Source organism: Mycobacterium sp. BMJ-28 (assembly GCF_054404835.1).
The window spans coordinates 5,932,498-5,956,333 of the sequence record NZ_CM136783.1; the positions used below are offsets into that span (position 1 = coordinate 5,932,498).

Annotated in this window: 20 protein-coding genes; 7 read left to right on the top strand and 13 right to left on the bottom strand. The window is 62.0% G+C overall.

Annotation, left to right across the window (positions count from 1 at the left end):
* Positions 1–4 precede the first annotated feature (4 nt).
* Positions 5–1,915, top strand: coding sequence for a fumarate reductase/succinate dehydrogenase flavoprotein subunit (locus tag ACXPWS_RS29435; protein WP_458710032.1), 1,911 nt, complete (start codon positions 5–7; stop codon positions 1,913–1,915).
* 2 nt (positions 1,916–1,917) lie between these two features.
* The gene (locus ACXPWS_RS29440) at positions 1,918–2,667 is read left to right on the top strand and encodes a succinate dehydrogenase/fumarate reductase iron-sulfur subunit (RefSeq protein ID WP_458710033.1); all 750 of its coding nucleotides are present in this window, start codon (positions 1,918–1,920) and stop codon (positions 2,665–2,667) included.
* 60 nt (positions 2,668–2,727) lie between these two features.
* On the opposite strand, the gene ACXPWS_RS29445 is transcribed toward ACXPWS_RS29440, so the two are convergent.
* Positions 2,728–2,943, bottom strand: coding sequence for a hypothetical protein (locus tag ACXPWS_RS29445; RefSeq protein ID WP_458710034.1), 216 nt, complete (start codon positions 2,941–2,943; stop codon positions 2,728–2,730).
* Between the two features lie 245 nt (positions 2,944–3,188).
* Between ACXPWS_RS29445 and ACXPWS_RS29450 the strand changes: the two genes are divergently transcribed.
* Positions 3,189–3,350: a hypothetical protein gene (locus tag ACXPWS_RS29450; RefSeq protein WP_458710035.1), complete on the top strand. Its 162-nt coding sequence runs from the start codon at positions 3,189–3,191 to the stop codon at positions 3,348–3,350.
* Here the strand turns inward: ACXPWS_RS29450 and ACXPWS_RS29455 are convergent.
* The 5 genes from ACXPWS_RS29455 to ACXPWS_RS29475 form a co-directional block, all read right to left on the bottom strand.
* Positions 3,347–3,829, bottom strand: coding sequence for a flavin reductase family protein (locus ACXPWS_RS29455; protein ID WP_458710036.1), 483 nt, complete (start codon positions 3,827–3,829; stop codon positions 3,347–3,349). The two genes, ACXPWS_RS29450 and ACXPWS_RS29455, sit on opposite strands and share 4 nt — an antisense overlap.
* A 13-nt stretch (positions 3,830–3,842) precedes the next feature.
* The gene (locus ACXPWS_RS29460) at positions 3,843–4,814 is read right to left on the bottom strand and encodes an isopenicillin N synthase family dioxygenase (protein WP_458710037.1); all 972 of its coding nucleotides are present in this window, start codon (positions 4,812–4,814) and stop codon (positions 3,843–3,845) included.
* A gap of 87 nt (positions 4,815–4,901) precedes the next feature.
* Positions 4,902–6,581 carry a DUF4012 domain-containing protein gene (locus tag ACXPWS_RS29465; protein WP_458710038.1) on the bottom strand — a complete coding sequence of 560 codons (1,680 nt, stop codon included), beginning with the start codon at positions 6,579–6,581 and terminating at the stop codon, positions 4,902–4,904.
* Positions 6,582–6,849: 268 nt separating this feature from the next.
* Entirely contained in the window at positions 6,850–7,275 is a 426-nt protein-coding gene (locus ACXPWS_RS29470; RefSeq protein ID WP_458710039.1) for a hypothetical protein, read from the bottom strand.
* Positions 7,276–7,779: 504 nt separating this feature from the next.
* On the bottom strand, positions 7,780–8,958 hold the full coding sequence (locus ACXPWS_RS29475; RefSeq protein ID WP_458710040.1) for a lipase family protein: 1,179 nt from the start codon (positions 8,956–8,958) through the stop codon (positions 7,780–7,782).
* 529 nt (positions 8,959–9,487) lie between these two features.
* Between ACXPWS_RS29475 and ACXPWS_RS29480 the strand changes: the two genes are divergently transcribed.
* Positions 9,488–10,576 carry a glycoside hydrolase 5 family protein gene (locus tag ACXPWS_RS29480; protein ID WP_458710041.1) on the top strand — a complete coding sequence of 363 codons (1,089 nt, stop codon included), beginning with the start codon at positions 9,488–9,490 and terminating at the stop codon, positions 10,574–10,576.
* A gap of 53 nt (positions 10,577–10,629) precedes the next feature.
* On the opposite strand, the gene ACXPWS_RS29485 is transcribed toward ACXPWS_RS29480, so the two are convergent.
* Positions 10,630–11,547, bottom strand: a complete 918-nt coding sequence (locus ACXPWS_RS29485) for a class I SAM-dependent methyltransferase (RefSeq protein ID WP_458710042.1) — start codon at positions 11,545–11,547, stop codon at positions 10,630–10,632.
* A gap of 133 nt (positions 11,548–11,680) precedes the next feature.
* Complete coding sequence (locus tag ACXPWS_RS29490) at positions 11,681–13,057, bottom strand: tyrosine-protein kinase domain-containing protein (protein ID WP_458713741.1); 1,377 nt, start codon at positions 13,055–13,057, stop codon at positions 11,681–11,683.
* A gap of 616 nt (positions 13,058–13,673) precedes the next feature.
* On the opposite strand from ACXPWS_RS29490, the gene ACXPWS_RS29495 reads away from it, so the two are divergent.
* On the top strand, positions 13,674–14,594 hold the full coding sequence (locus ACXPWS_RS29495; RefSeq protein WP_458710043.1) for a hypothetical protein: 921 nt from the start codon (positions 13,674–13,676) through the stop codon (positions 14,592–14,594).
* On the top strand, positions 14,591–15,085 hold the full coding sequence (locus tag ACXPWS_RS29500; protein WP_458710044.1) for a hypothetical protein: 495 nt from the start codon (positions 14,591–14,593) through the stop codon (positions 15,083–15,085). Before ACXPWS_RS29495 ends, ACXPWS_RS29500 begins: the two co-directional genes overlap by 4 nt.
* Positions 15,086–15,108: 23 nt before the next feature.
* Here the strand turns inward: ACXPWS_RS29500 and ACXPWS_RS29505 are convergent, their stop codons facing one another.
* The 4 genes from ACXPWS_RS29505 to ACXPWS_RS29520 form a co-directional block, all read right to left on the bottom strand.
* Complete coding sequence (locus ACXPWS_RS29505) at positions 15,109–15,978, bottom strand: 2OG-Fe(II) oxygenase (protein ID WP_458710045.1); 870 nt, start codon at positions 15,976–15,978, stop codon at positions 15,109–15,111.
* Positions 15,979–16,134: 156 nt separating this feature from the next.
* Positions 16,135–16,920 (bottom strand): polysaccharide pyruvyl transferase family protein, encoded by a 786-nt coding sequence (locus tag ACXPWS_RS29510; protein WP_458710046.1) that lies wholly within the window; start codon positions 16,918–16,920, stop codon positions 16,135–16,137.
* Positions 16,921–16,968: 48 nt separating this feature from the next.
* The gene (locus tag ACXPWS_RS29515) at positions 16,969–18,459 is read right to left on the bottom strand and encodes a lipopolysaccharide biosynthesis protein (protein WP_458710047.1); all 1,491 of its coding nucleotides are present in this window, start codon (positions 18,457–18,459) and stop codon (positions 16,969–16,971) included.
* A 196-nt stretch (positions 18,460–18,655) separates the two neighbouring features.
* Positions 18,656–20,719, bottom strand: a complete 2,064-nt coding sequence (locus ACXPWS_RS29520; RefSeq protein WP_458710048.1) for an acyltransferase family protein — start codon at positions 20,717–20,719, stop codon at positions 18,656–18,658.
* 384 nt (positions 20,720–21,103) lie between these two features.
* Between ACXPWS_RS29520 and ACXPWS_RS29525 the strand changes: the two genes are divergently transcribed.
* Complete coding sequence (locus tag ACXPWS_RS29525; protein WP_458710049.1) at positions 21,104–22,468, top strand: O-antigen ligase family protein; 1,365 nt, start codon at positions 21,104–21,106, stop codon at positions 22,466–22,468.
* Here ACXPWS_RS29525 and ACXPWS_RS29530 read toward each other — a convergent pair.
* Positions 22,432–23,589 carry a glycosyltransferase gene (locus ACXPWS_RS29530; protein ID WP_458710050.1) on the bottom strand — a complete coding sequence of 386 codons (1,158 nt, stop codon included), beginning with the start codon at positions 23,587–23,589 and terminating at the stop codon, positions 22,432–22,434. The two genes, ACXPWS_RS29525 and ACXPWS_RS29530, sit on opposite strands and share 37 nt — an antisense overlap.
* Positions 23,590–23,836: the final 247 nt, after the last annotated feature.

Sequence of the window (23,836 nt, forward strand, 5' to 3'; positions counted from 1 at the left end):
ATAGATGGCTGAACTCGAACGGCACTCCTACGACGTGGTCGTGATCGGTGCCGGCGGGGCGGGGTTGCGCGCGGTGATCGAGGCCCGGGAACGGGGCCTGCGGGTGGCGGTTGTGACCAAGTCACTGTTCGGCAAGGCGCACACCGTGATGGCCGAGGGCGGCTGCGCCGCCGCCATGCGCAACGTGAACACCAAGGACTCCTGGCAGGTGCACTTCGGTGACACCATGCGTGGCGGCAAGTTCCTGAACAACTGGCGGATGGCCGAGCTGCACGCCCAGGAAGCCCCGGATCGGGTGTGGGAGCTGGAGACCTACGGCGCGCTGTTCGACCGCACCAAGGACGGCAAGATCAGCCAACGCAACTTCGGTGGGCACACCTACCCGCGGTTGGCCCACGTCGGGGACCGCACCGGCCTGGAGATCATCCGCACCCTGCAGCAGAAGATCGTCTCGCTGCAGCAGGAAGACAAGAAGGAACTCGGCGACTACGAGGCCCGGATCAGGGTGTTCCACGAAACGTCGATCACCGACCTGATCAAAACCGACGGGCGGATCGCCGGCGCATTCGGGTACTACCGCGAGACCGGCAACTTCGTGCTGTTCGAAGCGCCCGCGATCGTGCTGGCCACCGGGGGTATCGGCAAGTCGTTCAAGGTGTCGTCGAACTCGTGGGAGTACACCGGCGACGGCCATGCCCTGGCGCTGCGGGCGGGTTCCAGCCTGATCAACATGGAGTTCATCCAGTTCCACCCCACCGGCATGGTGTGGCCGCTGTCGGTGAAGGGCATCCTCGTCACCGAAGGCGTCCGCGGTGACGGCGGGGTGCTGAAGAACTCCGAGGGCAAGCGGTTCATGTTCGACTACATCCCCGAGGTGTTCAAGGGGCAGTACGCCGAGACCGAAGAAGAGGCCGATCAGTGGCTCAAGGACAACGATTCGGCCCGGCGCACCCCTGACCTGCTGCCCCGCGACGAGGTGGCCCGCGCCATCAACGAAGAGGTCAAGGCCGGCCGCGGTACACCGCACGGCGGCGTGTACCTCGACATCGCATCGCGGATGCCTGCCGAGGAGATCAAGCGCCGGCTGCCCTCGATGTACCACCAGTTCATCGAGCTGGCCGAGGTCGACATCACCAAGGACGAGATGGAGGTCGGCCCCACCTGTCACTACGTGATGGGCGGGATCGAGGTCGATCCGGACAGCGGCGCGGGCGCCACCCCCGGCCTGTTCGCCGCGGGCGAGTGCTCCGGCGGTATGCACGGCTCCAACCGGCTCGGCGGCAACTCGCTGTCCGATCTGCTGGTGTTCGGTCGCCGGGCCGGGCTCGGCGCCGCCGAGTACGTGCGCGCCCTCACCGACCGGCCGCAGGTCAGCGATACCGCGGTCACCGAGGCCACTGCGCTGGCGCTCTCGCCGTTCGAGCCCAAACCGAACCCGGAGAATCCGTACACGCTGCACTCCGAGCTACAGCAGTCGATGAACGACCTGGCGGGCATCATCCGCAAGGAGGGTGAGCTGGTAGAGGTGCTGAGCAAGATCGACGAACTGAAGGCTCGCTACGCGAACGTCGTCGTCGAGGGCGGCCGCGTCTTCAACCCGGGCTGGCATCTGGCCATCGACATGCGCAACATGCTGTTGGTCAGCGAGTGTGTCGCCAAGGCCGCGCTGCAGCGCACCGAGAGCCGTGGCGGCCACACCCGCGACGACTTCCCGCAGATGGATTCGCACTGGCGCAACAAACTGCTGGTGTGCCGGGCGGTCGAAGGTGATCACCAGGTGGTTCCCGATATCACCGTCGAGGCGGAACAGCAGCCGGTGATGCGGCCCGATCTGCTGGCCACCTTCGAGCTCTCCGAGCTCGAGAAGTACTACACCGAAGACCAACTGGCCGAACACCCGAAGCGGAAAGGCTGACCATGGCTGCTTACAACGCGAAGCTACGGGTCTGGCGCGGCGACCCTTCCGGCGGCGAGCTGCAGGATTACACCGTCGAGGTCAACGACGGCGAAGTGGTGCTCGACATCGTCCACCGGCTGCAGGCCACCCAGGCCGGGGATCTCGCGGTGCGCTGGAACTGCAAGGCCGGCAAGTGCGGCTCCTGCTCGGCCGAGATCAACGGTCGGCCGCGGCTGCTGTGCATGACGCGGATGTCCACGTTCGACGAGAACGAGACCGTCACCATCACGCCGCTGCGGACCTTCCCGGTGATGCGCGACCTGGTGACCGACGTGTCCTTCAACTACGAGAAGGCGCGCCAGATCCCGTCGTTCACCCCGCCCAAGGACCTGCAGCCCGGCGAGTACCGGATGCAGCAGGAGGATGTGAATCGCAGCCAGGAGTTCCGCAAGTGCATCGAGTGCTTCCTGTGCCAGAACGTGTGTCACGTGGTGCGTGATCACGAAGAGAACAAGCAGAGCTTCGCGGGACCGCGGTTCCACATGCGCATCGCGGAGCTCGACATGCATCCGCTGGACACCGTGGACCGCAAGGACATGGCCCAGGAGGAGCACGGGCTGGGCCTCTGCAACATCACCAAGTGCTGCACCGAGGTGTGCCCCGAACACATCAAGATCACCGACAATGCGCTGATCCCGATGAAGGAACGCGTCGCCGACCGCAAGTACGACCCGATCGTGTGGCTGGGGAGCAAGCTTTTCCGGCGATAGCCCACACCGATCAGCAGAGGTGCCCGTCCGGTTTCCCGGCGGGCACCTCTGCTGTTCGGGTTACTGATTCTGCAGGTGCGCGATGCGGTCCGGGCCGTGGTTGTGGTGCCAGCCGGGGGTGGCGGTCGGAGCCGGGTGCGCCTTGACCTCGGGGCTGTAGGAGTAGCCCGGGCCCGACGGCGCCTGGGTGGCCGCGCCGGCGGTGCCGGCCAGGCCGAGTGCTCCGGCCCCCAGGATGGCGGCGGCGCAAACTCCGAGTGTGAAGGTCTTGATCATTTCTGTAATCCTTTGCGTCAGTGGCATTCTCTGTTGAGACAAGAATGCCGCGGATCGCCGTGGGGATCTGTCGGGTGACTGGTGGGTGCGCCGGGTGATCCCGGTGTCCCCCAATCGGGGGAAGCCTGCGTGTTGACGCCTGGAAACCGGCGCAACGAAGAAATCGGCGCCGACAATCGCCCGCTCTCGGCGTACGGTTGGTGGGGCGACCGAAGAACGTCCGATCGGCGACGAGAGGTGCCCCGATGACACTGGGTAGAACCAACAGCGTCAACGACATTCGTACTGCGATCCGCGAACTGACTGCCCGCGCGGAGCTGGCCCGCAAGGAGGGCCGGCCCGCAGACGCGACCGAGTTGGAGCAGCGGATCGCCTTTTACCGCGACGAGTTGGCGGCCAAACCCTAGATACCGAGTTTGCGGAACGTGCTGCGGTGGAACACGATCGGCGGCACGTCGTGCACCGTGATGCCCTTGACCGCCAGTACGACGATGGTGTGATCACCGGCGGGCACCAGGTTGTCGATGGAGCTCTCCAGCCACACGCTGGTGCCGTGCACGAATACCGCACCGCTCTCGTGTGAGTGGGTGTCCAGGCCCGCGAACCGGTCGCCGGTCTTGGCGGCCAGGGTGCGCGCCGCCTGGTCGTGCGATTCGCCGAGCACACTGATTCCCAGCGCAGGCAGGTCCTTCAGCTTGGGCCAGGTTTCGGAGTTGTTCTGCACGCAGAACGCCACCAGTGGCGGGTCCAGCGACACCGGGACGAAGGTGCTGGCCGCCAAGCCGACGCGCACGCCGTCTACCTCCGCGGCGATCGCGATGACACCGGACGGAAAGTGGCCGAATGCTTCGCGTAGCGAAGCCGGGCTCAGTTCTGTGTCGCTCATAACACTTCCATCTTCACACGTAACGGTGCGCCGCGGCCACATCAGGGTGCGCACGCAGTCGGCTCTTCCATGCATTCCGCCCGTAAACAGCGTAAATGCAATCATTGGCGGGGTCGTCGGTGACCCCGCGGGCCTGGGCTGCCAGTGCGTCGGGCAACGGCAGGACGGGCATGTGCGCATCCAGGCGCGGGTTGAAGAAATAGGCCACCGAGAGCCGTTCGGCCTGCTGGATCCGGACGCGATGCTCGGTGGCGCGCAGGTATCCACGGCTGGCGATCTCCAGCATTTCGCCGATGTTGACGATGAACGCACCGGGCAGTGGTTCGACGTCGACGAATGAGCCCTCGTTCCGCACCTGCAGTCCGGCGCTGCCGGGTTCCGCCAGCAGCAAGGTGAGCACACCGGCGTCCCGGTGGGCGCCGACGCCCTGGCCGGACGGCGCTGCGCCGGGATATCGGATGATCTTGATCAACGTGGCCGGGCTGCCGGCGAACGCCGCGTCGAACACGTCCGGCGGGTTACCGAGCGCGACGGCCCAGTGCCGCAACAGGGTCCGCCCGACCTCGGAAAGCGCGGCGTCCCATTCGGCGATGACGCCGGGCAGTTCGGGCAGCGCGGCCGGCCATTGGTTGGGACCTTGTAGACGCAGATAGGTCTCGGTCGGGTCCGGCAGGGGCGCGCGCTCGGAGCCGATGTCGATCTGCTCGCGCCAGTCCACCTGTCCGCCGGTCAGTTCACCGCCCAGCCGGGTGTAGCCGCGGAAGTGCGGGCTGTTGACCATGGCGACGGCGTCCTTGTCCGCCTGCGGCAGGGCGAACAGCCGCCGAGCCTGGTCCAGTAGCCGTTCGACCAGGTCGTCGGGCACGCCGTGTCCGGTCAGATAGAAGAATCCGACGTCGTGAGCCACCCGGCCCAACCGTTGTTGCACCACCGCGGGATCGTCGCGGAGATCGACGACGGGTAACGCCGTCTGCACAGAAACCACATCCCCATCTTTCCCTTCGCAAGGGTGCGTGGCCACGGTCTGGCTCAGGGTGAACGCAACCGTCGAACCCTGCGCAGGAGGGAGTGATCAGTGCGTGCAGTTCGGCACGTTGACTTTGGGTGCGACCGAGTCGATCAGCGGCTGAACCGGGACACGCGCGTCGCCGGCAGCCGTCGGCTCGGACAGCCGGAAAACCAACTCGCCTGCCTGCCGGGGCGGGATGGCGACCTGTATCTCGAAAGTCGGATGGCCCCGTTCCGTGCCGGTAAACACCGGGATGCGTTCGCCGTTTGAGAACGCGCTCAGTATCGTGGCACCCTTCGTCCCGATCAGACGCACCGACGTCAGCATCGATCCGCTCGGCAACTTGATCGGCACATCCTGCCTGAGACCACCCGATCCGGCGACGTAGTCGGGCAAGGACTGTTCCGGGGCGACACTTTTGAGTTTTACCGTCACGGTGGTGTTCCGGCGGTCCTGCGAACATCCGTCTGCGGCGTACTCGATTTCCCTACGGAGGTAGTAGTCCATCTTGTTGCCACCCAGATTGTTGATCACGACTTCCGCGTATGGCGCCGCGTCGTCCGGGATTGCGTGGGCGATCGGGGTTTCTTCGAGCAGCTTCTGCTCCTCAGGCGACGCACTCCAGACGGCGATTCGGCGCTCGCTCACTGCTTTGCCCATTGCATCGAGCAAACCGCGCGGCGACTCCACTTTTCCCGTCATCTTTCTCACGACCGCATTGGCGATATCCTGGAGGTACTGCTTACGGGCCGGCTGGTCTGTCGGAAAACGTTGATACGCAATGGACTCGGTCAACTCCACCACGTTGTCCTTGGTGATCGCCTCGCCATCGGCCAAGGTCACCGGCCCGGTCGCGCCGAGGATGTAGCTCAGGGCGACCGGGTCGATGGCGATGACGCCGTCCACGTTGAGCCCAGATTGCTGTGCCCACATCGACTTCCACACCTGGGCGGCATATGGAAAATGTGAGCTGAGGTTGCTGTTGCGGTAATCGGTGCTGGGGTTCGTGAAGCCGTACTGATCGGCGAAGTCCCGCCCCAGATCAAGCGGGGTGAAGGGCCCCGCCAGTTCTGTGTTCGGCCCCAACGCTTCGACGGTGGCCGCACCGTCGTCGAAGTGCAGGATGCCGAATCCACCCAGAATGCCACCAGTACCGCGTGCTTCCGCATTCGTCTGAAACCCCATGAAATAGTTGCGCGGTCCATCCGCACCCATCATCGCGGGCGCCAACCGTGCAGCAAGGGAAGTGTTCTCCAGCAGAGTTGCGATCTTCGCGGCCTGCGCCTGGAGCTGCGTCCGCGCCGCTCCGAGTACCGACAGATACCCTGGTTCTGAGATTGCGTCGGCTTGGGTCGCGAGCCGCCGCGCATTCTCGGAGATCTTCCGCAGTGTCGGTTCCTTTGTGCGCAGTAGGTCTACGTCCAGACGCGATCCTTGCAAGATGCGGTCAGGCGAGATCGCAATCCCGACATCTGCGGACGGTTTCAAGACGTCTCTGGCCAGACCGAGCACCACATCGGAAATCTGTTGACCGGTCGCGAAAGGCTTTCCCAGCCATGGCACGTGAGCCGCAATACGCCATGGAATCGAGTGCGTGGCGGCCGTCGCCGACTCCGCATGAACCTTGGCAGCATCCGCGAACCGGTCGGCATCTTCAAGCTGCGTAGCCGATAACGAATCCTTGGCGCTCTGAGCATTCGCACGCGCCTGCTCGAGAGCATTCTTTGCCTCGAACGCCTCCACTCCGAGCCACACAAGAAAACCGATGAGGACTGCCCCGAGCGCCGCAGTCAACAATCTTGCGCGGTTTCGGCGGCCAAATCTACGGCGATCACTTGACGAAGGATCGGCGTCCGCCGTGACGACCTCAGCGTCGGAGGTCGTGCCCCGTCGGCGTCGCCCGAAAATCCACACTCAGTCAACTTCCCACGTCAACGCCACACCCCGAACATGGACCTTCGGCATCAACGGGTCTTCCGACTTCTCGGCCGGCGAGTCACCATGTAAGTCGCTAGCAACCTCTGCCGTAGGACAAAGTCAAGGTTCCGTACGGGCCGATCTTCACGCTGGCACCGAGGAAGCACACCTGGAAATTCAGATTTTGCGTGATGCTCTTATAGATTCCCTGCAGGAATCCGGGGACAAGCGAAAGCGGAACGAATTTCAACACGAGCGTCTGGGCCGGCGGGCTGGGATTCGCGGAACCGATCCACCAGAGACTGTTCTGCAGCCAATTGTCCTGGGCCAAGAAATTCATCGGCCCCTGGATGGTGTTGTCCAACACCTGCGTGATGGGGGCCAGCGGCGCGGGCGCGGCGATGTCAGCCTGCGCAGCGACCACGGGCGTGAGCGTCGCGGCGGCTGCCACAGCGCAGGCCGCCACGCCTACCTGAAACTTTGTGGTTGCGGTAGAAAAGCGTGTCGCCAGTGCAGACATTTCGAGGGCCTTCCGTTAAGGAACTGCATAAAGAGTCCCAGAATCCGCGTGCCGTGTCAACACGAAACAGTGCAGGTCGCGGGATATTTTCGGGCGCAAATAGTCGTCCGTTCCCGCTACCGAATCCGTTGAAAACACCCGTGGGTGAGGATTGATCTTGAATATCTGAATCAAGGTTGCTGAAGAATGATTCTTACGTGTAACACACGCATGATGCGTCATCAAAATGCGTTGCTACACAGCAATTTTAGACAGACGTGAGAAATCTCATCGACCCATCTGGGCGATTGGATAAATTAGCCATCAACGCGGTTCATCGGTCCAGTCCAGCTCGGGAGGATCCCGTTTCCGTTCTCGAATCGACGCACTTCATACCGCTGGGCCGCGGAGATTGCGGTATCGGGAACCGCGCCTATCAGTCGCCGAACCACTCAGATCAAGCTCCGCCCTCGGGGTTAGGCAACGTGGGCTGTCCGTCAGTACCGGAAGGAAGGCGAAATTGCACTAAGTGCAGTAATTGGGAGCCGGCTGACCGCTGAATCTGTCACCGATCCAACCAAGCTGTTCCTCGACCGCAACGTCACCATGGCCTTTGCCTTCCTGCTCTTGCCACACCAGGCTGCCACCGAGGGCGCACGCGCTGTTGATCGCCGCAGTAGTCCATCCGGGGTCGATGTACTCATCTCGATCTCCGTAGACGATCGACAACGGTGCCGACAGCACCCCCTTCGGCAGCGCCCAACCTTGCAGGAATCCGCGGAGCCTGTCCGCGGCGGCCGGCGTGGACGCGGCCAGGTCATAGGGGCCCAACGCGCTCGCGGCACGGCTGCGGTCTTTGGCCAACGGGCCCGAGCATGCCGAGAGGACATCCCAGTACTCGACCGCCGCTCCGTGCCGATAGTCGTCGCGGTTGACCTCGGGATGCAGCCGAGCCAACGACTCGATCACCGCCTGCAGCAACGGACCCTGCTCGTGGGTGAGCGTCCCGGCCATAGCCTTGTCGACCAAGCCGGCTACATCCGCCGTGGGAGCCCATGCAACCGCACCGACCATGCTCAACTCTGGCGCATAGGTCGCGGCCTGCTCGTCAGCGGCCCATACGGCACCGCCGCCCTGCGAGCCGCCGAGCCCGGCCCAGCTTGACGAGATATGGGGGAAGGTGCGCCGCAATGCGCGGACCGAGTCGATGACGTTCATCCCTGCGGTGCGCGCATCCAGATAGGGATGAACACCGGAGCTGCCCAGTCCCTGGTAATCAGTAAGCGCAACAGCGATTCCGAGGTCGATGAGGCGGTCGACCCAGTAGACGTGTGTGGACAACGTGGCAGACAACGACGGCGCGCAAGGCTGATTGATACCGGTGGTGCCGTGAGCGAACCCGACGACCGGCCAGCCGTCGACGGGCGCATCACCCGTCGGAACGAAGACGGCGCCAGAGACCTCGGTCGGCCGGCCGGTGTCACCGTTCGTCGAGCGATAGAGCACCCGCGCCGCCTGCATCGGCCGGCCGGTAGCGGTATGCGAGAACGAAGGCATCGACACCGCACTGATCAAGCTGCCCGCACCGGTGCCACTCAAGTCGGCGCCCGGCACTGCCACCGGGGTGTCACCGGCATCCGCGCCGGCAGACCCGACCAGACGGCTCAGCGCGTTATCAGTGCCGAAAACTACCCCAAACACCATCAGCGCGGCCGTAACAATGATCAACGGACGCCACACCCACCGCATGAGCTAACACCGCTCGGAGTGAGCAAGGAGTACGGATGCGCTTTGGCAGCCCAGCGGAATCTCGATCACCAGCATCAAATTACCCCAAAACATCCTGTTGACGCGGTTTGCATTGATTACCGAGACCAATACTCGACCAGATGAACGATCCCCGGCGAATGCCGTAGACCCCAGCACGTGGAAATTCCCGGGGCACGCTCTGGGAATTTCCGAGCGGGCGGGTTCCACCAGCCGTTGTCCAGGTGAGTCGGTCCGACACAGGAGGGCGAACTAACGACAATGGACCGTACCGTGCTCACAAACAGTGAGCCACAACGTCATTGAGTGACGTCACAACGATCTCGGCCCGCGGTGCAACCGCCACCACCTGAGATGACCGAGTTCACACAAACATCCAGCCTGACATGCATAATCACCTGAAGGCAATCACGATGCCGGCGAATTTCAGTGAGCTCGTCTTCGCTAAATGGATTGAGGTGGATTAGTGCCTGAGATGACTCGCCGGAGCATGCTGCGAATCGCAGGCACCGGGATATTCGCCGGCGTGATGTGCATTCCCCGGGCCGACGCCCACCCTGCCGAGCCCCTTCCCGCAAGCGCGCGAATGGACCGCTTGCCGCAACATGCGCGGTTGCGAGGTGCCAACATCGCTTGCTCTGCGAAGCCTCTCGGCCAGCCCTGGAAGAACTTCGGGACCTCCGTGTGGGCGGCGATGTGGACGGTGTGGGACTGGGACAATTGGATCAAGCCGCAGATCGACGACGCGGCGGCAGTCGGCAATGCCGTTCGGCTGTGGGGTAGCACGCAGACGTTCCTGGCGGGCAACATCACTGAGGACGTCTATTTCGCGCGTTGGCAACAGATGTTGGACTACTGCGCCACCAAGGGGCTGTTCATGCTGCCGACCGGCAGCGACCTGCAGAACGATTTGCCGCAGACCCTGTCCAGCGCGAAAGTCGAGTCCCACTACGCCACCTGGGCGAACATGCTTGCTCAATACCCCGGCGTGATCGGCGTCGATCTGATGAACGAGGCGTGGGGCATGACGGTACCCGGAACATACCAACAAGCCGATTACGGCTGGCTTCTGACCATCCTCCGTGCTGCCGCGGATGCGACACACGCTCAAGGGCTACCCGTGACCGTCAGCTTCCCTGTCTTCGATTCGAGTGTGTGGTCGTGGAATCCCACCGGTCCCGCCCCGGCGGGTGCACTCTTCGGCAAGCACCCGTTCGCACCCTTTTTTGAACTGAGCGACTACCTGGACTTCCACATCTACGCCGATACGACTCTCGCCGACATCGCATCGACATACTCGAATTCGTGGGCGGACGGTAAACAGATGATTTTCGGAGAGTTCGGCAAGGGCGCCGACCAGCCTTCCGCTACGAGAGCCGGTTTCTACACCATGGTCGAACAGCTCGTCTCCGCTCGCGCCGATCACCTTGGCGCGCTTGCCTGGTCCTGCTACGACGTCAACACGACTGACAATGCATACGGATTGTATTCAGCTCCAGGCATATTGCGAGACGATATCGCCGTACCGTTCGCGAGCTTCCCGACCACGAGATGAAACAATTTCGACCGCAGGTCATCAGCCAGTCGTCAATCCCGTTTAGGCACAGCTTAATCCGCGGCAGGTGCCGTCAGCTCTACCGCTAGGTATGGGGCGAACGGCGTTGCACCCAACCACGCCGGTAGATGATCCAGATAGAAGCGTGCCGCCGGCACCACCCGTGCGAGTGGTCCAGCACCGGTGCGCGCAAAGCTGAAGTAGTCCTCCAGCTTGAGTGGCCGGATCCGCCCCGCACCGGCATCACGGGCCAACCGTCGGAGTTCACCGTAGGACACCAAAGGGAACGGTCCCCAGGTACGGTGCACCCCCAGATTCGTTCGGTCATAGATCAATTTGGAGAGACTGTTGGTGGAGAAGTTGTGCGCCGGATCGATGGGGAACCACTTGTGCGGGGCAAGAATGATTACACGACCACCTGGCCGAGTCACCCGCAGCATCTCGCTCAAATAGCGGACACGGTCGGCGTTCCGCTCACCGGCGGGCGCCGGTTCTCCGATGTGCTCTATCACGCCCAGCGACCAGACAATGTCGAATCGTCCGGTATCGAAAGGCAAGTCGAAAGCCGAGCCGGCTACGATGCGTTGCGGGTCCACACCAGCTTCGATCCAACCTGTGAGATTGTCCGGGAGGTCGATACCCCAGGTGTCGAGGTCGGGACACGATGCCGCAATCGATTTGACGATCGATCCAGTCCCGCAACCGACATCGAGTGCGCTCTTGTCCTGGGGATGTACTTGGCGAGTCAACCATCGGCCGGCACGCGCACCCCCGTGGTTGATCTGTTCGGCCAAATAGGCCTCATCCGCGGCGATCGACACCGGCGATGAAGGAGGCATCAGATTGAGGTATCCACCAGCAAGCCGGGCAAAGGACGCATGGCATGACTTGCAGGCGACGCCATCCCCTAGTCCGTGCAGCGCCGCCTTGCATTCGGGGCAGACGAGATTCTCACTGGCCAGCGGTCTCATGGAACCTATACCCGACTTTCTCCCACTTCCGGATCATGCCACCGTGATCCGCCGCATTTACTGACAAACCTCGTTCCCAGCTTCGTCAAAGGAAATGGAACATGCTGCAGCAGAGCGATTTTCGAACCATCGCTTACTTGCTGGCCTGTTCGTTGTAGCCGTAGTAGTAGTAGCCGTACGCATACTTATACGCTCCGCCTCGACGGGTCGGGATCATCGTCAGCACCGCGCCTAAGAGAGGAGCGCCGACGTCTCTGAGATTGCCCACAGCGTGGGCAAGTTGGTCACGCTTCGTCTGGCCATATCTCGCCATTATCAGTGCTCCATCGGCATTCGCGGCAATAATGGCAGCGTCGGTGACCGCGAGCAGTGGCGACGAGTCGATGATCACGTAATCGAAGTTGGCGCGCAGTTCGGCAATGATCTTCTTGGCCGTCTGCGATCCCAGGAGTTCACTCGGATTGGGCGGCGCAGTGCCTGCGGTCAGAACCATCAGTCCCTTGAACTTCGTCGCCTGGAGAGCTTCGTTGAGCGGGAGGGCCCCGCTGAGAACGGTGCTGAATCCGGTTGGCCCCACCAGGTCGAGGTACTTGTGAACCATCGGACGCCGCATGTCTCCGTCGACCAGCACCACGTTGTTCTCGGCCTCGGCCAGTGCGAGCGCGATGTTGATGGCCGTCGTGGATTTTCCCTCCGTCGGTACGGAGCTGGTAATGACGATCACCCGTGGCGGGTTGTCGACGGAGAGAAAACTCAAGTTGGTCCGCAGCTTGCGAAAAGCTTCCGCGATGGTCGAATTGTCGTTTCCGAACGATATGGCCGGGGTCTTACGACGCTGTTTGTCGAGTGGAATCGCGCCCACAACGCCTACGCCGGCGATCTTCTCGATCTCCTCGTGCGACTTCACGGTGTTGTCCAAGATGTCCTGGATCACCGCCAGACCGATGCCGAGCAAAACTCCAAGCACGAGTCCGAGCCCGACGTTACGCAACTTCTTCGGCACCACGGGGTTTGCGGCTACCGTTGCGCGCTGTTCGACCACCACACGCGCATCGGCGACTTTTCCATCCTGCGGCGTCTCCAACTCCTGAGCCATGACAACGAACTCGTCGGAGAGTGTGTTCGCAATATCCCTTGCCCGCACCGGAGACTCATCCAGTACACGAACGTCGATCAACACCGTTTGCGGGGCTGCAGTCGCTTTAACTCTGCTCTGCAACTCTCGCGCGGATATGTCGAGATTCAATTTGTCGACTGTTCGCTGCGCGAGGGTCTCCCCCATGAGGAGTTCCGCATACGAGATCACGCGTTCCTGGGAGAACCTGTTTCCCTGATACGTGTCGGAAAGCGAAGCGCCGGATGAGGTGGAGACGAACAACCGCGTCGAAGACTCGTAGAGCGGAGTTGTTGCCAGGGTGATCGCGACCGCACCAGCGAGTACCACCACCACACTTGCGCATATCGTGATCCAACGAGTACGCAACAACCGCAGAAAGTCCTGAAGCTTCAACGCCGCCACCCCAATCTGAGAACCTCAGCCAACTCAACAGTTTGCTTGGCCCGATCGAGGCAAGGCTACCGCTCGCCATGCTGCTCCGTCGTTTCAACGACCATAAAAAAACTGGTGTCATGGCAGCGGCTCAGCGTGGGCCGGCTGCACTTCTCAAACCCGGCAGGCCGCGTCGGGATAGTGGCCATCCACCAAGAAATTGGCAATGCCGATGTGCCGGCAGTCACGGCGCAGGTCACGACGCTTAGAGCAGCCGCACTTTCCGTGAATGAGGAAAGATCACCTTCGCACGGAGAGTGATCCGGCCTTTTCCGCTGCAGCAAAATATAGTTCGCTGCGATGCACACTGAGCCATCACAGCCGCATTGAGCTGACGAAGGCCGGCAATACCGCGGCGGAATTCTCCAGATACGCAACCTCGGCACGCCCTCCGGACTAGTACTGTTACCCAAGCTGGCATTGCAGGACAGTCGGCTTTGGCCAGCCGGCGCGTGCACTCCATAGTCCATGCGGCGGATGCCGGGGCGGACCAGCAATATCGCCCGTCCGCTCCACGAGCAGACCGCGTCACGGTGAAATGTATTGATTCAATTCCACAGGCAGGGCAGGGACACAGATGAGCGGTGACGTCTCTCGCAGGTCGGCACTACGCGTGGCCGGTGCAGCTGCAGCCACTATCGGCGCGGGAATGGCGATCTCCTCGTGTTCGCAGGATGAGGATCAGATGACCCACCCCGACTCGTCGCTCTTCAACGCCGCGCGGACCCCGCAACGGGACCCGTTGCCGCGCGGCAAGGTGTTGATCCATGACACGTTCGATGGCGGCTTCGACGGATGGCGAGACCATTACCACGGCACAGGTCCTGCCCCGGCGTTATCGCTCACCTCTTATCCAGTGTTCTCGGGGAGCCATGCGTTGATGATCGGCTGCTCGGCGCCACCGGACAGCAACTACGTCAATGGTTGGGCATCCGGCACCAACGCCGCCGCGTTCAAAAACCTCTCCCGATACTACGATTCCGGACTGATCACCTTCTCCTGCTATATGGCTCACTGCACGGATCAGAGCAGTGAGTCCCTGGGCGGCTTTTGGCTCATGATCGACACCCAGTTCTGGGACAACAGCCAGCGATCGTTCTTCGTCCTGATGGTCGAGCGGGAAGACAACGGGAACCGAAAGATCTGGGTGATGGGCAACGACCAGAAGCAGAAGCCGGTCTCCTCCGATGCCACACAGTTCCTGGCGGGCGACAACGAGAACAAGTTCAACTTCGACTGGATCAGCCTGACGGTGGACTTGGGCGCGAATGGCGGACTGGGCGGGTATCACTCCTGCCAGATCAACCACCGCGTGATCGATCTCCGTAAGGCCGACGGCCAGAATGCACACCAGGTACCGCAGGCCGGTTCGCCGATGAGTTCATTTGCAGGCGGATTGAATTTCGGGGTGCTTGCCATTCCGGGCAAGCCCGGATCAGGTGAGTCCTACGTGGTCGTCGATCAAGCGGTGGTCACCGTGGACGAGGCGGCCTCGTGAAGTACTCGAAGACGCACATCCTCATTTCCTCGTCGACTCTGGAAAATGCCGGCCAGGGACCCCTCCGACCTGCGAGCGCGAAGGGTCCGATCAGCCTCGCGCAGCCCGGACATCCGATGGATTTCGGTTGGGCGGACACCTTGACGTGGGTCATCGGGGTCGAATCCGTGGTCGGTGCGCCCAGCACGTGGGCACTGGGGGCGACCTTTCAGTACTGCCTCGACAACATGAGTGGCTATCAATACAGCACGACACGCTGGTACAACCTGGCCGAGGAGAACATCCGGGCTGACGTGGCCGAAGGGGTGGACTGGCACGGACCGAACCTCCCGGCGCCCTTGGTCGCCAACGAGACCTCGATACTGCCCGTGACGGTGAAACGAACTCTTCGCAACCATCCGCGCCGCGTGCGCGTGCTACTCGACCCGCAATTCACCGATGGAGAGAATCCGGGCCTCTACGTCAACGTGAGTGTTACTCCACGAGGATGAGGCATCGAACGGCTTTGCGGGAACTAGGAAGACCGGCCATTGTGAACTCGACTCACCCGACTCCGGAGCTTTCGCCGTAGGGCTCGTGCACCCGGGGGCACCCAGTTGGTGATGACGTTGTGCCGTGTTCTGGCCAGCCAGTCACTTCTGTCCCCCGAACCTGGTCGGACCTGGAACACGGTGGTATGAGACACCACGTTGGCAAGCCCCTCCCGCGGCGAGGTGTAGTAATAGAGCGCCATCGAGCGACGCGATCTGTCAGGCGGGCAGGCGAGTGGATTCGGGTGACCGTGATAGCTGTCGAGCGCCGTGGTGAAGACCACCGCTTTGCCCAGCGTCGGAGTCACCGCGACTTCGCACGCTTGCATATCCTTGTCCCACAACTCAAGGCCACCGCCGTACTCTGGCGCCCAGTCGTCGTTGAGATAAACCAGCAGATTCAGGCGGCGAATGAGTCCAAGCTTGTTGTGAATGTTGAAGTCGGCATGGACGCTCAGATGTCCACCGCGCTTCGTCTCGTGGAGTCCACCGCCGAAGAAGTAAGGGTCGGGAATCAATCCCTCGAATCCTGTCATCTCTTCGAGGAAAGCCAGAAACGCTTCACTGTTGAAGAGCGCGAAAAGATTATGAGTGGTCGCGCCGGTCCAGAGCTGTGGACCGTACTCGTATTTCAGTCTTTCCTGCGATCGATCATATCCGTGCACGTCCTCGGCGCTCGGGAATTCCGCGACAACCTTGCGCAGAAGGGGCGGGGCGATGAGGTCGTCCAGGACGATGTGTGGAAACGGCTGAGCATTGACGTACTGGTCGTGCAATGACGCACCAGCGGAACGACATTCGGTTTCGTCGAGCACGAGGTAGCCGCAGTTGTCGTGAATGTCGAGCAGGGCCATGCTGCATCCCTTCGCCAACGAACACGGACGTCGAACCGGCTTGTCGGGCCGCGATAACGCGCCTCTTCACGCCGCAACTAACGCATTTCAGCCACGAGATACCTTATCAAGCGGGCGTACTCATCGCAGCGAATTCCCGCCCGGTCAACACCGAGATCAGGCACGCCACAAGTCTCGCGGAAAAGACTCCAGGAGATCCGAAGGATCCCATTTGCCCAATGGATCGGTGGGTGATGCCATGAGTCCCTCGTGCCAGCCCCGAGCCACCGTCGGTAGCTCACGACCGGTGCCCAGGTAGTAATCCTCGTATTTGAACAATTGCTCCGTCGCTGAGGCCACCAGCGTCACCGGCACGCCGTAGGCTTCAGCCACGATCACGCCGTGCAGCGAACTGGCGATCACTCGATTGGCGGAGGCGATCCTTCGAACGCAATCGAGCATTTTGCCGCGGGGGTTCAAAGAGCCTGTTGGGGCAAATGGCAGGTCGTGGTAGTTCGGAACGACGACGGTTCCGCCGCTACGGCGATGGATGCCCAGTTCGGTGTCCGTCCACAGATGCGGGATCAGCAGACCGGGATCCCCGAACACCTCAGGAACGTGATTGCCGGAATCACGCACAACACGGGCAGTCAACGGTCCTCGCACGGCTCGGACGTCCAGCACTGGTATCGGCTTCTCCAACGGCAGGCGATTACCGTGGATCCCGGATCCCCACACCGTGTCACCCTCCCGCGCATAGGGATTGATGATCGACCCGACCGTGAGCAGGCGTTGTTCATCCGAGACGGCGCGGCCGAGGCCGAGAACGGCTCGCATGCGTCCGACTATCCACGGCCCCAGCAGATCCCCGAAGTTGTTGATACGGTCCGGACGCTTGATCCGCCAGAGCACGCCTCGCGCCGCCAGCCTCCGATGCGGATTCCAATGCACGATCTCCGGCAAGCTGATTCCCTCCTATCTTGACTTGCAGCAAGCATCCCCGCTGACAAATCAGAACGCCCAGCGCCGCAGAAATACCCCCACACGGGCAATTATCGGAGCGTAGACATCCACTAAAACAATGCGAGCCTGACGGTTCCACAACGCCAACGGGAGGTAGAGCGCCACAGTTGCCGCGGCGCCCGCGGGTAGCAGCGCATACCAGGGCAAACTGGACCCAAGGTAAGTGATCAAAACCCACACGCTCCCGCCCGCGGCAAAACCACAAGCCAGCACCCGCGCGCCGGCACGGAGGAAAACGCTTGCAGGCATGGCATCACAGCGCTGCAATGTAGCCATGCTGACCAGCCAGGAAAGCAACAGCCCGCCCGTATACCCCCACGCGACTCCTTCGAGTCCTCCGAGCGCGCCAACAACGATGCATCCGATCTGCAGCGGCTTGGTCACCAGGCTCTGCCGGAAGAGTTGCCTGGTATTTCCGGAGGCAAGGAAAGCCCAATACTGCATGATCGTGAGGACTTGAATCGCACCCCCGATGGACAAGATCGCCAACAGCGGCGCGGAATCCAGCCATGCGGTGCCGAGTACGACAGTGATCAGCGGTTCGGCCAGGGCAGCGGTCAGCGAGCAGACGAGGACAAACGAAGTACTGATAACCGTCTGCGCCTTGAGTAGCGATGGATAAAAATCTTGCCCGTCGTGCCGCTGACGCGAGAGCAGTGGTAACGCCACGTTCGTCAATGGAGTCAACAGCTGATTGGCCGGAACGGTGAAGATCTGAAACGCCCGGCTGTATATACCCAACGCACTCGCACCCCACCGAACACCGATGATGAAAGAATCAGCGTTGGAAGCCCCGTAGTTCAGTATTTGCGACAGGCCCAGATTGAGTCCGTACAGATATAACGCCGCCATGCCGGATTCCCGCCGAGGTGGCCCAGGCCACCAGCCTGCCAACAGTGCACGCTGAAGTAACAGCGTTGCGCCCGCTGAGAGCATCTGCACGACTATCGCCCAATAACCGGCGCTCGCAAGAGCCGCGCCGAGACCGAACACCAACCCGACCAATTGGGATATGGCGTCAGTCATCGTCAGTGCGGTGAAACGGTGATCTCGCGTGAGCCTTACCTGAAACTGAATTTGCAACGCATTGACCGCGAAAGATGCCGACACCCATGGAGTGATCGATCGCAGCGCGGGCTCGTGGTACACCGTCGCCAATACAGGAGCCATGACGATGAGGATCAACGTCATGAGAAGTCCGATCAGCGCGTTCGTCCAGAACAGATTGCTGGCCTGACCATGGCTGAGATTCTTCGTTTGGACCGCCGCTTGAGATATCCCGAAATCCCGTATCAGCTCACCGAGGGTGAGAAAGACGGCGAGCATCGCGATCAAACCGATATCGTGCGGACTGAGGATACGTGAGAAAGCAACAAGACCGACAAATTGGATGACGAGCTTTGCCAGCTGACCCACCACGGTGACCAGCCCCGCCTTCTTCGCAGACGGTGATTCGCGTTGCTTGGCGTTCTGTGGCATTGGGTGTCAGTGTAGGACGTCTGGCTTGCGTGAAGGGAATGAAATGGCACCGGGCGCGAGGTTCCCGCCATCCGGTGCGGCTCTGCGGATCCAGCTGCTCGATGACTGGTCGCCACTGCGCGACAACACAGTTGGGGCAGCGGCTAGGTGTAGCGACACCGGTTCGGGAAGGATCTCCGGGATCGCGGGTTTACTGTCATGACGCCAAAACGCTGCGGAGACCGTCCACGAGGGCTGGTGCGAGCGTGCTGATGTACGTCGCCGTCAGATGCGCCCCGGCGTCGGAATACACGATGACGTTGCCGATCACCACGGGACAACGTTCGTCATTGCAGAAATAGGGCGTCAGGTCGATCACCTTTGCGCCACGGAGCCTGGCGGCAGCCGCGATCATTGGATCAACCCGCGCTAGCGCCTCGGCTCTGGGCGTGCCGCAATCTCCTGTGTGGTCGCCATCGAAAGTGTTTCTGGTGAGGCAGGCCAGCGCTTCCTCGCTGACGCTCGGATTGTCCGCCAGCACCGCAATGCGACTACCCGCTGCAGTTACCGGACGCCATGCGCTCAGATAGTTCTCGGCCCCACCCCATTCGCGTGAGGCTGTAGTGACCACCAGGTCGTATGGCTTTGCCAGCAGCGCTTTTTCGATGTCGGGCATTGCCTTCACACATTGCTTGCCCGCGGGATTCTGCCAGGCGCATCCCCACCCGAGGTAGGTGGTGAGCTGCCACTTCAAGTCCGTCAGGTACGGGGCGAGCGCCACGAGCACGCGGGCCGCATGAGAATCTCCGACCAAAGCGATCCGGGTGGCATCCTCTCCCTCGTATCCAAACGTGCACGAATTCAGCGCATCCCCCGCATTGGTCCAACATGTCGGGCCGCCCTCGTCGTTGGCGAATGCGTCAATGCTCGGTTGCAACGGCACCTCAGGATTTCGCAGTGGGCACTGCGTATCCAGCATCGCCGGGGCACCGAAGCACGGATCGGCGCCCGGCGGTGGCGCTGCACGAGGAACGATGGTGGAAGATGCTGCGTCCAAGGGTGTTTCGCGAGGCGGGGGCGCGGCCAGTGCCGCGACAGGTGAACGATCTTTCGCAGCGTGCGTCCGTTTGTCGTCGAATTGCATGCCCACAATCGACACCAGGACCACTGCTGCCGTCACTCCGCCGAGGAGCGCCCACACGGCCGGACTGAACGACAGCGTTCGGCGTCCTTCAGCCGGGACGCTGTCCAGCAACCAACCGGACTTCCGTATCGGATCCTCGTAGAAGCGGTAGGTCACGGCAGTCAGCACGAGAGCCGACACCACCGCCACGATCTCGAAGAGGGTTCCCCTGGGTAACACGGCGAGAAGTAGGACGATAACGGGCCAATGCCAGAGATAGAGGGTGTAACTGGTATCGCCGAAGTACTGTGCCACCGGATTGGTGAGCGGAAGCATCCCGCGCACCTGCACCCCGTGGAACGAGGCCACCACGAGTGCGGTGCACAAAACCGGGAGGGCTGCCCATGGGGCGGGGAACTGCGAAGTGGGTCCGATCACGAACATCGATGCCGCGACCCCGGTCAGGCCCAGGTACCCGAGGGCCGGCCTGATACCGGACGGAATGCGAGTCAGCCACGGCCCAGCTATTGCCAGGAGCGCGCCGATGCCCAGTTCCCATACCCGCGCCAGCGTGGAGAAATATGCGCTGTTGGGATCAGTGGCCGAGAGGTAGAGAGCCCACGAGAACGATGCCGACACGACAAGCGCCATCGCGCCGAACAGAGACCACTGTCGGGTCCAGCCACCAGTTCTGCGGACCACCTTATGAGTGAGGGCGAAGATCACCACCAGAAAGAACGGCCAGATGAAGTAGAACTGTTCTTCGATGGACAGCGACCAGTAATGAAGTACAGGCGACGGCGGTCGGTCGCGTTGAAAATAGTCAGCCCCCACCGTCTGGAAGCGGATGTTCGACGCGAACAAGGCGGCATACAGCGCATCCAGCAACGCGCCCCTCGCCCGCGACGCGGGCAGTAACACATACGAACCGGCGACCGTCGCCACCAGAACCAACAACGCCGAGGGGAGAATGCGCTTTACCCGACGGGTGTAGAAACCACGGAAAGAAAGGGTGCGGTTTTTTGTGCGCTCTCTCAGGAGAATTCCGGTGATGAAGAATCCACTGAGGACGAAGAACACATCCACACCCACGAAGCCGCCTGCCGGCCATTCGAACAGGTGATTGGCGAACACCATGAGCACCGCGACCGCACGCATGCCCTGTAGATCAGGGCGCCGACCACTGGCGAACGCCGACGCTGCGTTCGAAGTCCGGCCCAACTTCCCGGTCATGGCCATGCCGACCGTTGCCCCGTCCTCCGAGGGATTCTCGGATGTCCGTATGAGACCTGTATCCGGGAGGTTACACGCCGAATGCTCGCTCGACGGAGCAAGTGAAAAGACACCGCCGCGGCCTCCCGGTGCTTGTCTGCTGTCTTGAAATGGGACGGTTAACACCGCCGGAAAACCGCGAGGTGCGCTGCACCATCGATTCCATTCTGCGGTGTCACCCTTCTTTTCATTTAGCTCCTGTTCGCGGCGACCAGGCGCACTAGGCTGCTACGAGGAGATGGATACGGGCCTCGGGATTGTGGGTAGCGGATGTCAACCAGCCAAATTTTCTATTCGCTGATTGCGGTCGTTTTCATCCTGATGGCGGTTCCGCGCACGGGATGGGCCGCAGCGCTCATCTGTGGCTACATTCTCACCCTGGGCGGTATCACGGCGACGTTCTTCGCGATGCAGGGAAACCCGATGCACTACGGTATAGCGCCTGGCGCGCCGGTGATTTCGCTGGGCGACGTGTTGCTCGTCGGCGCGCTGCTCGCCATCTGGGTCCAGGGCGAGCGGGTCCGAATCGGATGGATCCTCGTCTGCTTCGTGTTACCAGCTATCGTCCTTCTGCTCACGGAATGGGGCAACACGCCTGAGCAGTGGGCAGGCCTCAAGCTGTACATCAGCGCCATCGCAGCGTTCGGCATCGGCAGGTGGCTGAGCGAAAACCTCACCGAGCAGACCGCTCTTGTATTGGCGACCGCCTGCCTGCTGGTGTGTGGTCTGCACTTCGTGGTGGCGGTCGCCCAGTCACAGGGTGTCACGCTGATCGGTGTCACGGCCGGCGGTGCCGAATGGATCAGACAAGGCAGAATGCTCGGAATCTATTACCACCCAGCGATGTTGGGCAAGACGGTATTCCTGCTGTTCTGCTTCCTTCTCCCGCTGTCGGTATCCGGCTCTGCGTTGACGCGCCGCGTTGCATACCTTGCACTCACCCTCGGATCCGTCGCCACCCTTCTGACCCTGTCCCGCGCCAACGTCGTCGCGATCGCCCTGACTGTTGTGCTGTGGATCCTGTTGAGCGGCCGGATGAACACCATGGTCAAGCGGGCAGGCACTGTTGCCGTCGCAGTCGCCTTCGTTGTCCTCAACTCATCGGTACTGGCAAATCTCGAGCTGCGACAGGCGGAGGATCCGCTGGGCGGTATGCGGTCCTATCTGTTCTCCGTAGGGCTCGATCAGATCTCGGCGAAGCCGCTCATCGGCACCGGGCCGAACTACTTCATCGAGGTCGTCGGCAGGTCCGACCCTATGGTCGCCATGGGGTATCCGATTCACAACTCATTTCTCTTCGCAGTTGCCGAACTGGGCATAGGACTGGCCCTGGTTTTGCTGTTTCCCATTTTCCTGACCCTGATCCGCACGGCGCAGCGCGTGCTTCGCCAGAAATCGATCGACACGCGGGCTGCGACGCTCATCGCGGTACTCCCAGGCTTGGTGGTGATCGCATCGACGGGTTGGGGTGTCATGACCGCGGAAGCACTTCCGCTCTGGTTCCTTGCCTTCGGGTTCTTGACATCGCAGAAAATGAGCACCGAGCCGGCCGTCGAACTATCTGATCCGGGCGCCGAGCCCGGCAGACACCGTGCCGTTCAGCCGACCGCGAGTTTCTCGAAAACACCTTTGTAGACGGCGGCAGTCCGGCTCCAACTGTAGGCATCGAGCACCAGTGCACTCGCCGACTGTCCCAAACTGTGCGCCCGGCTGCGGTCCTGCATCAGCGTCGATATGTGCGCGGCAAGTTCCTCGGGTCCGCCACCGACGAGTGCGTGCTGACCGGGCACGAGACCCGCGATCTGACGTGCGCTGGCGCCGTTGAGTACGACAGGGCAGCCCATTGCCATCGGGCGGATGGCCTTCATGAGAACGCCGGCGTTGACCATTGCCGGGGCGACGGTCACACCGGCACGACGGAATTCATCGTCGTAGTCCTCAACTTCGCCCACCACAGTGACTCCGGGTTCACTGGATAGTGCCCGCACATCGGCATTGGGGCGAGCGCCGAAGATTCGGAGCTCGGCATCCGCGACGGTGCACCGCACGAGGGGCAGCACCCGCCGCGCGAGATACTCTGCCGCTGCTTGATTCTCCAAGCGCCACATGGCGCCACCGAAGGCAACCACGTGCTGGCGATCGCCACGCCACGGGTCCCCGGACACTTCCACGCCCACCGACGCCACTGTGACAACGCCGCGCGCCTCCGCGACCTTCGCCCCGTCCAGCTCCGACAAGGTGAAAACGGCATCGAGTTCGCTCAAGATCCGCCTGCGGACACGGATCGTCTTCCAGTTCTCGTAGCGGTGAAGATACCGCGCCAGTCGGGAACTGTCCGGGAGCACACTCAGGTCCACCTCACCGGGGACGTCATGAAGGGTGATGCTCGTGCGGGTCCGAGCGCCGGACTGCAACAACGGTTCAGCGCACTGCCAATACTCTCCGTGGGCAATGTCGGGACGAAGAGCACGGATGAGGGCCGCAGCTTCCTCGGTGGACTTCCGCGACCACGATGCCCGGGCGGCGTAAGGATAGGTGCGCAATCGTTCAAGCCGACTTCGCTGGATCGTCGCCCCCTGGTGGTAGGTGACGCCGTCGACCTGCCAGCTCCGTGCGTGGCCCAGCTGTTGCCCGGGCGCATAGACGTGCAGGTCCATGAACGGCGCCAGCGAGGTGACCAGTGGCAGTGCGAGGTCATTCCCTGCGTGATCGTGCGCTACCAGCGGCGAAAAAGGCGTCAGAAGTAGAACTCTCATGGCACCTTCAGCCATCACCAGTCAGTTCGCACGCGCTGACGCCGTGTGTTGCCTACCCACCATCGGCCCCAATCTTCGATCGTCTTCCGACTGCGCCACCGAGCGGTTCCTCGAAACAGGTACACAAGGTACCAAGTCAATCGCTGTCACGCGGATAACCGTGAATGGATCTCACGTCGATCACACCAATACTCCTCGTTCCGAATACAGGTTTACCGTCGCGGTGTTGGGCGAAGGCGACGAGCGC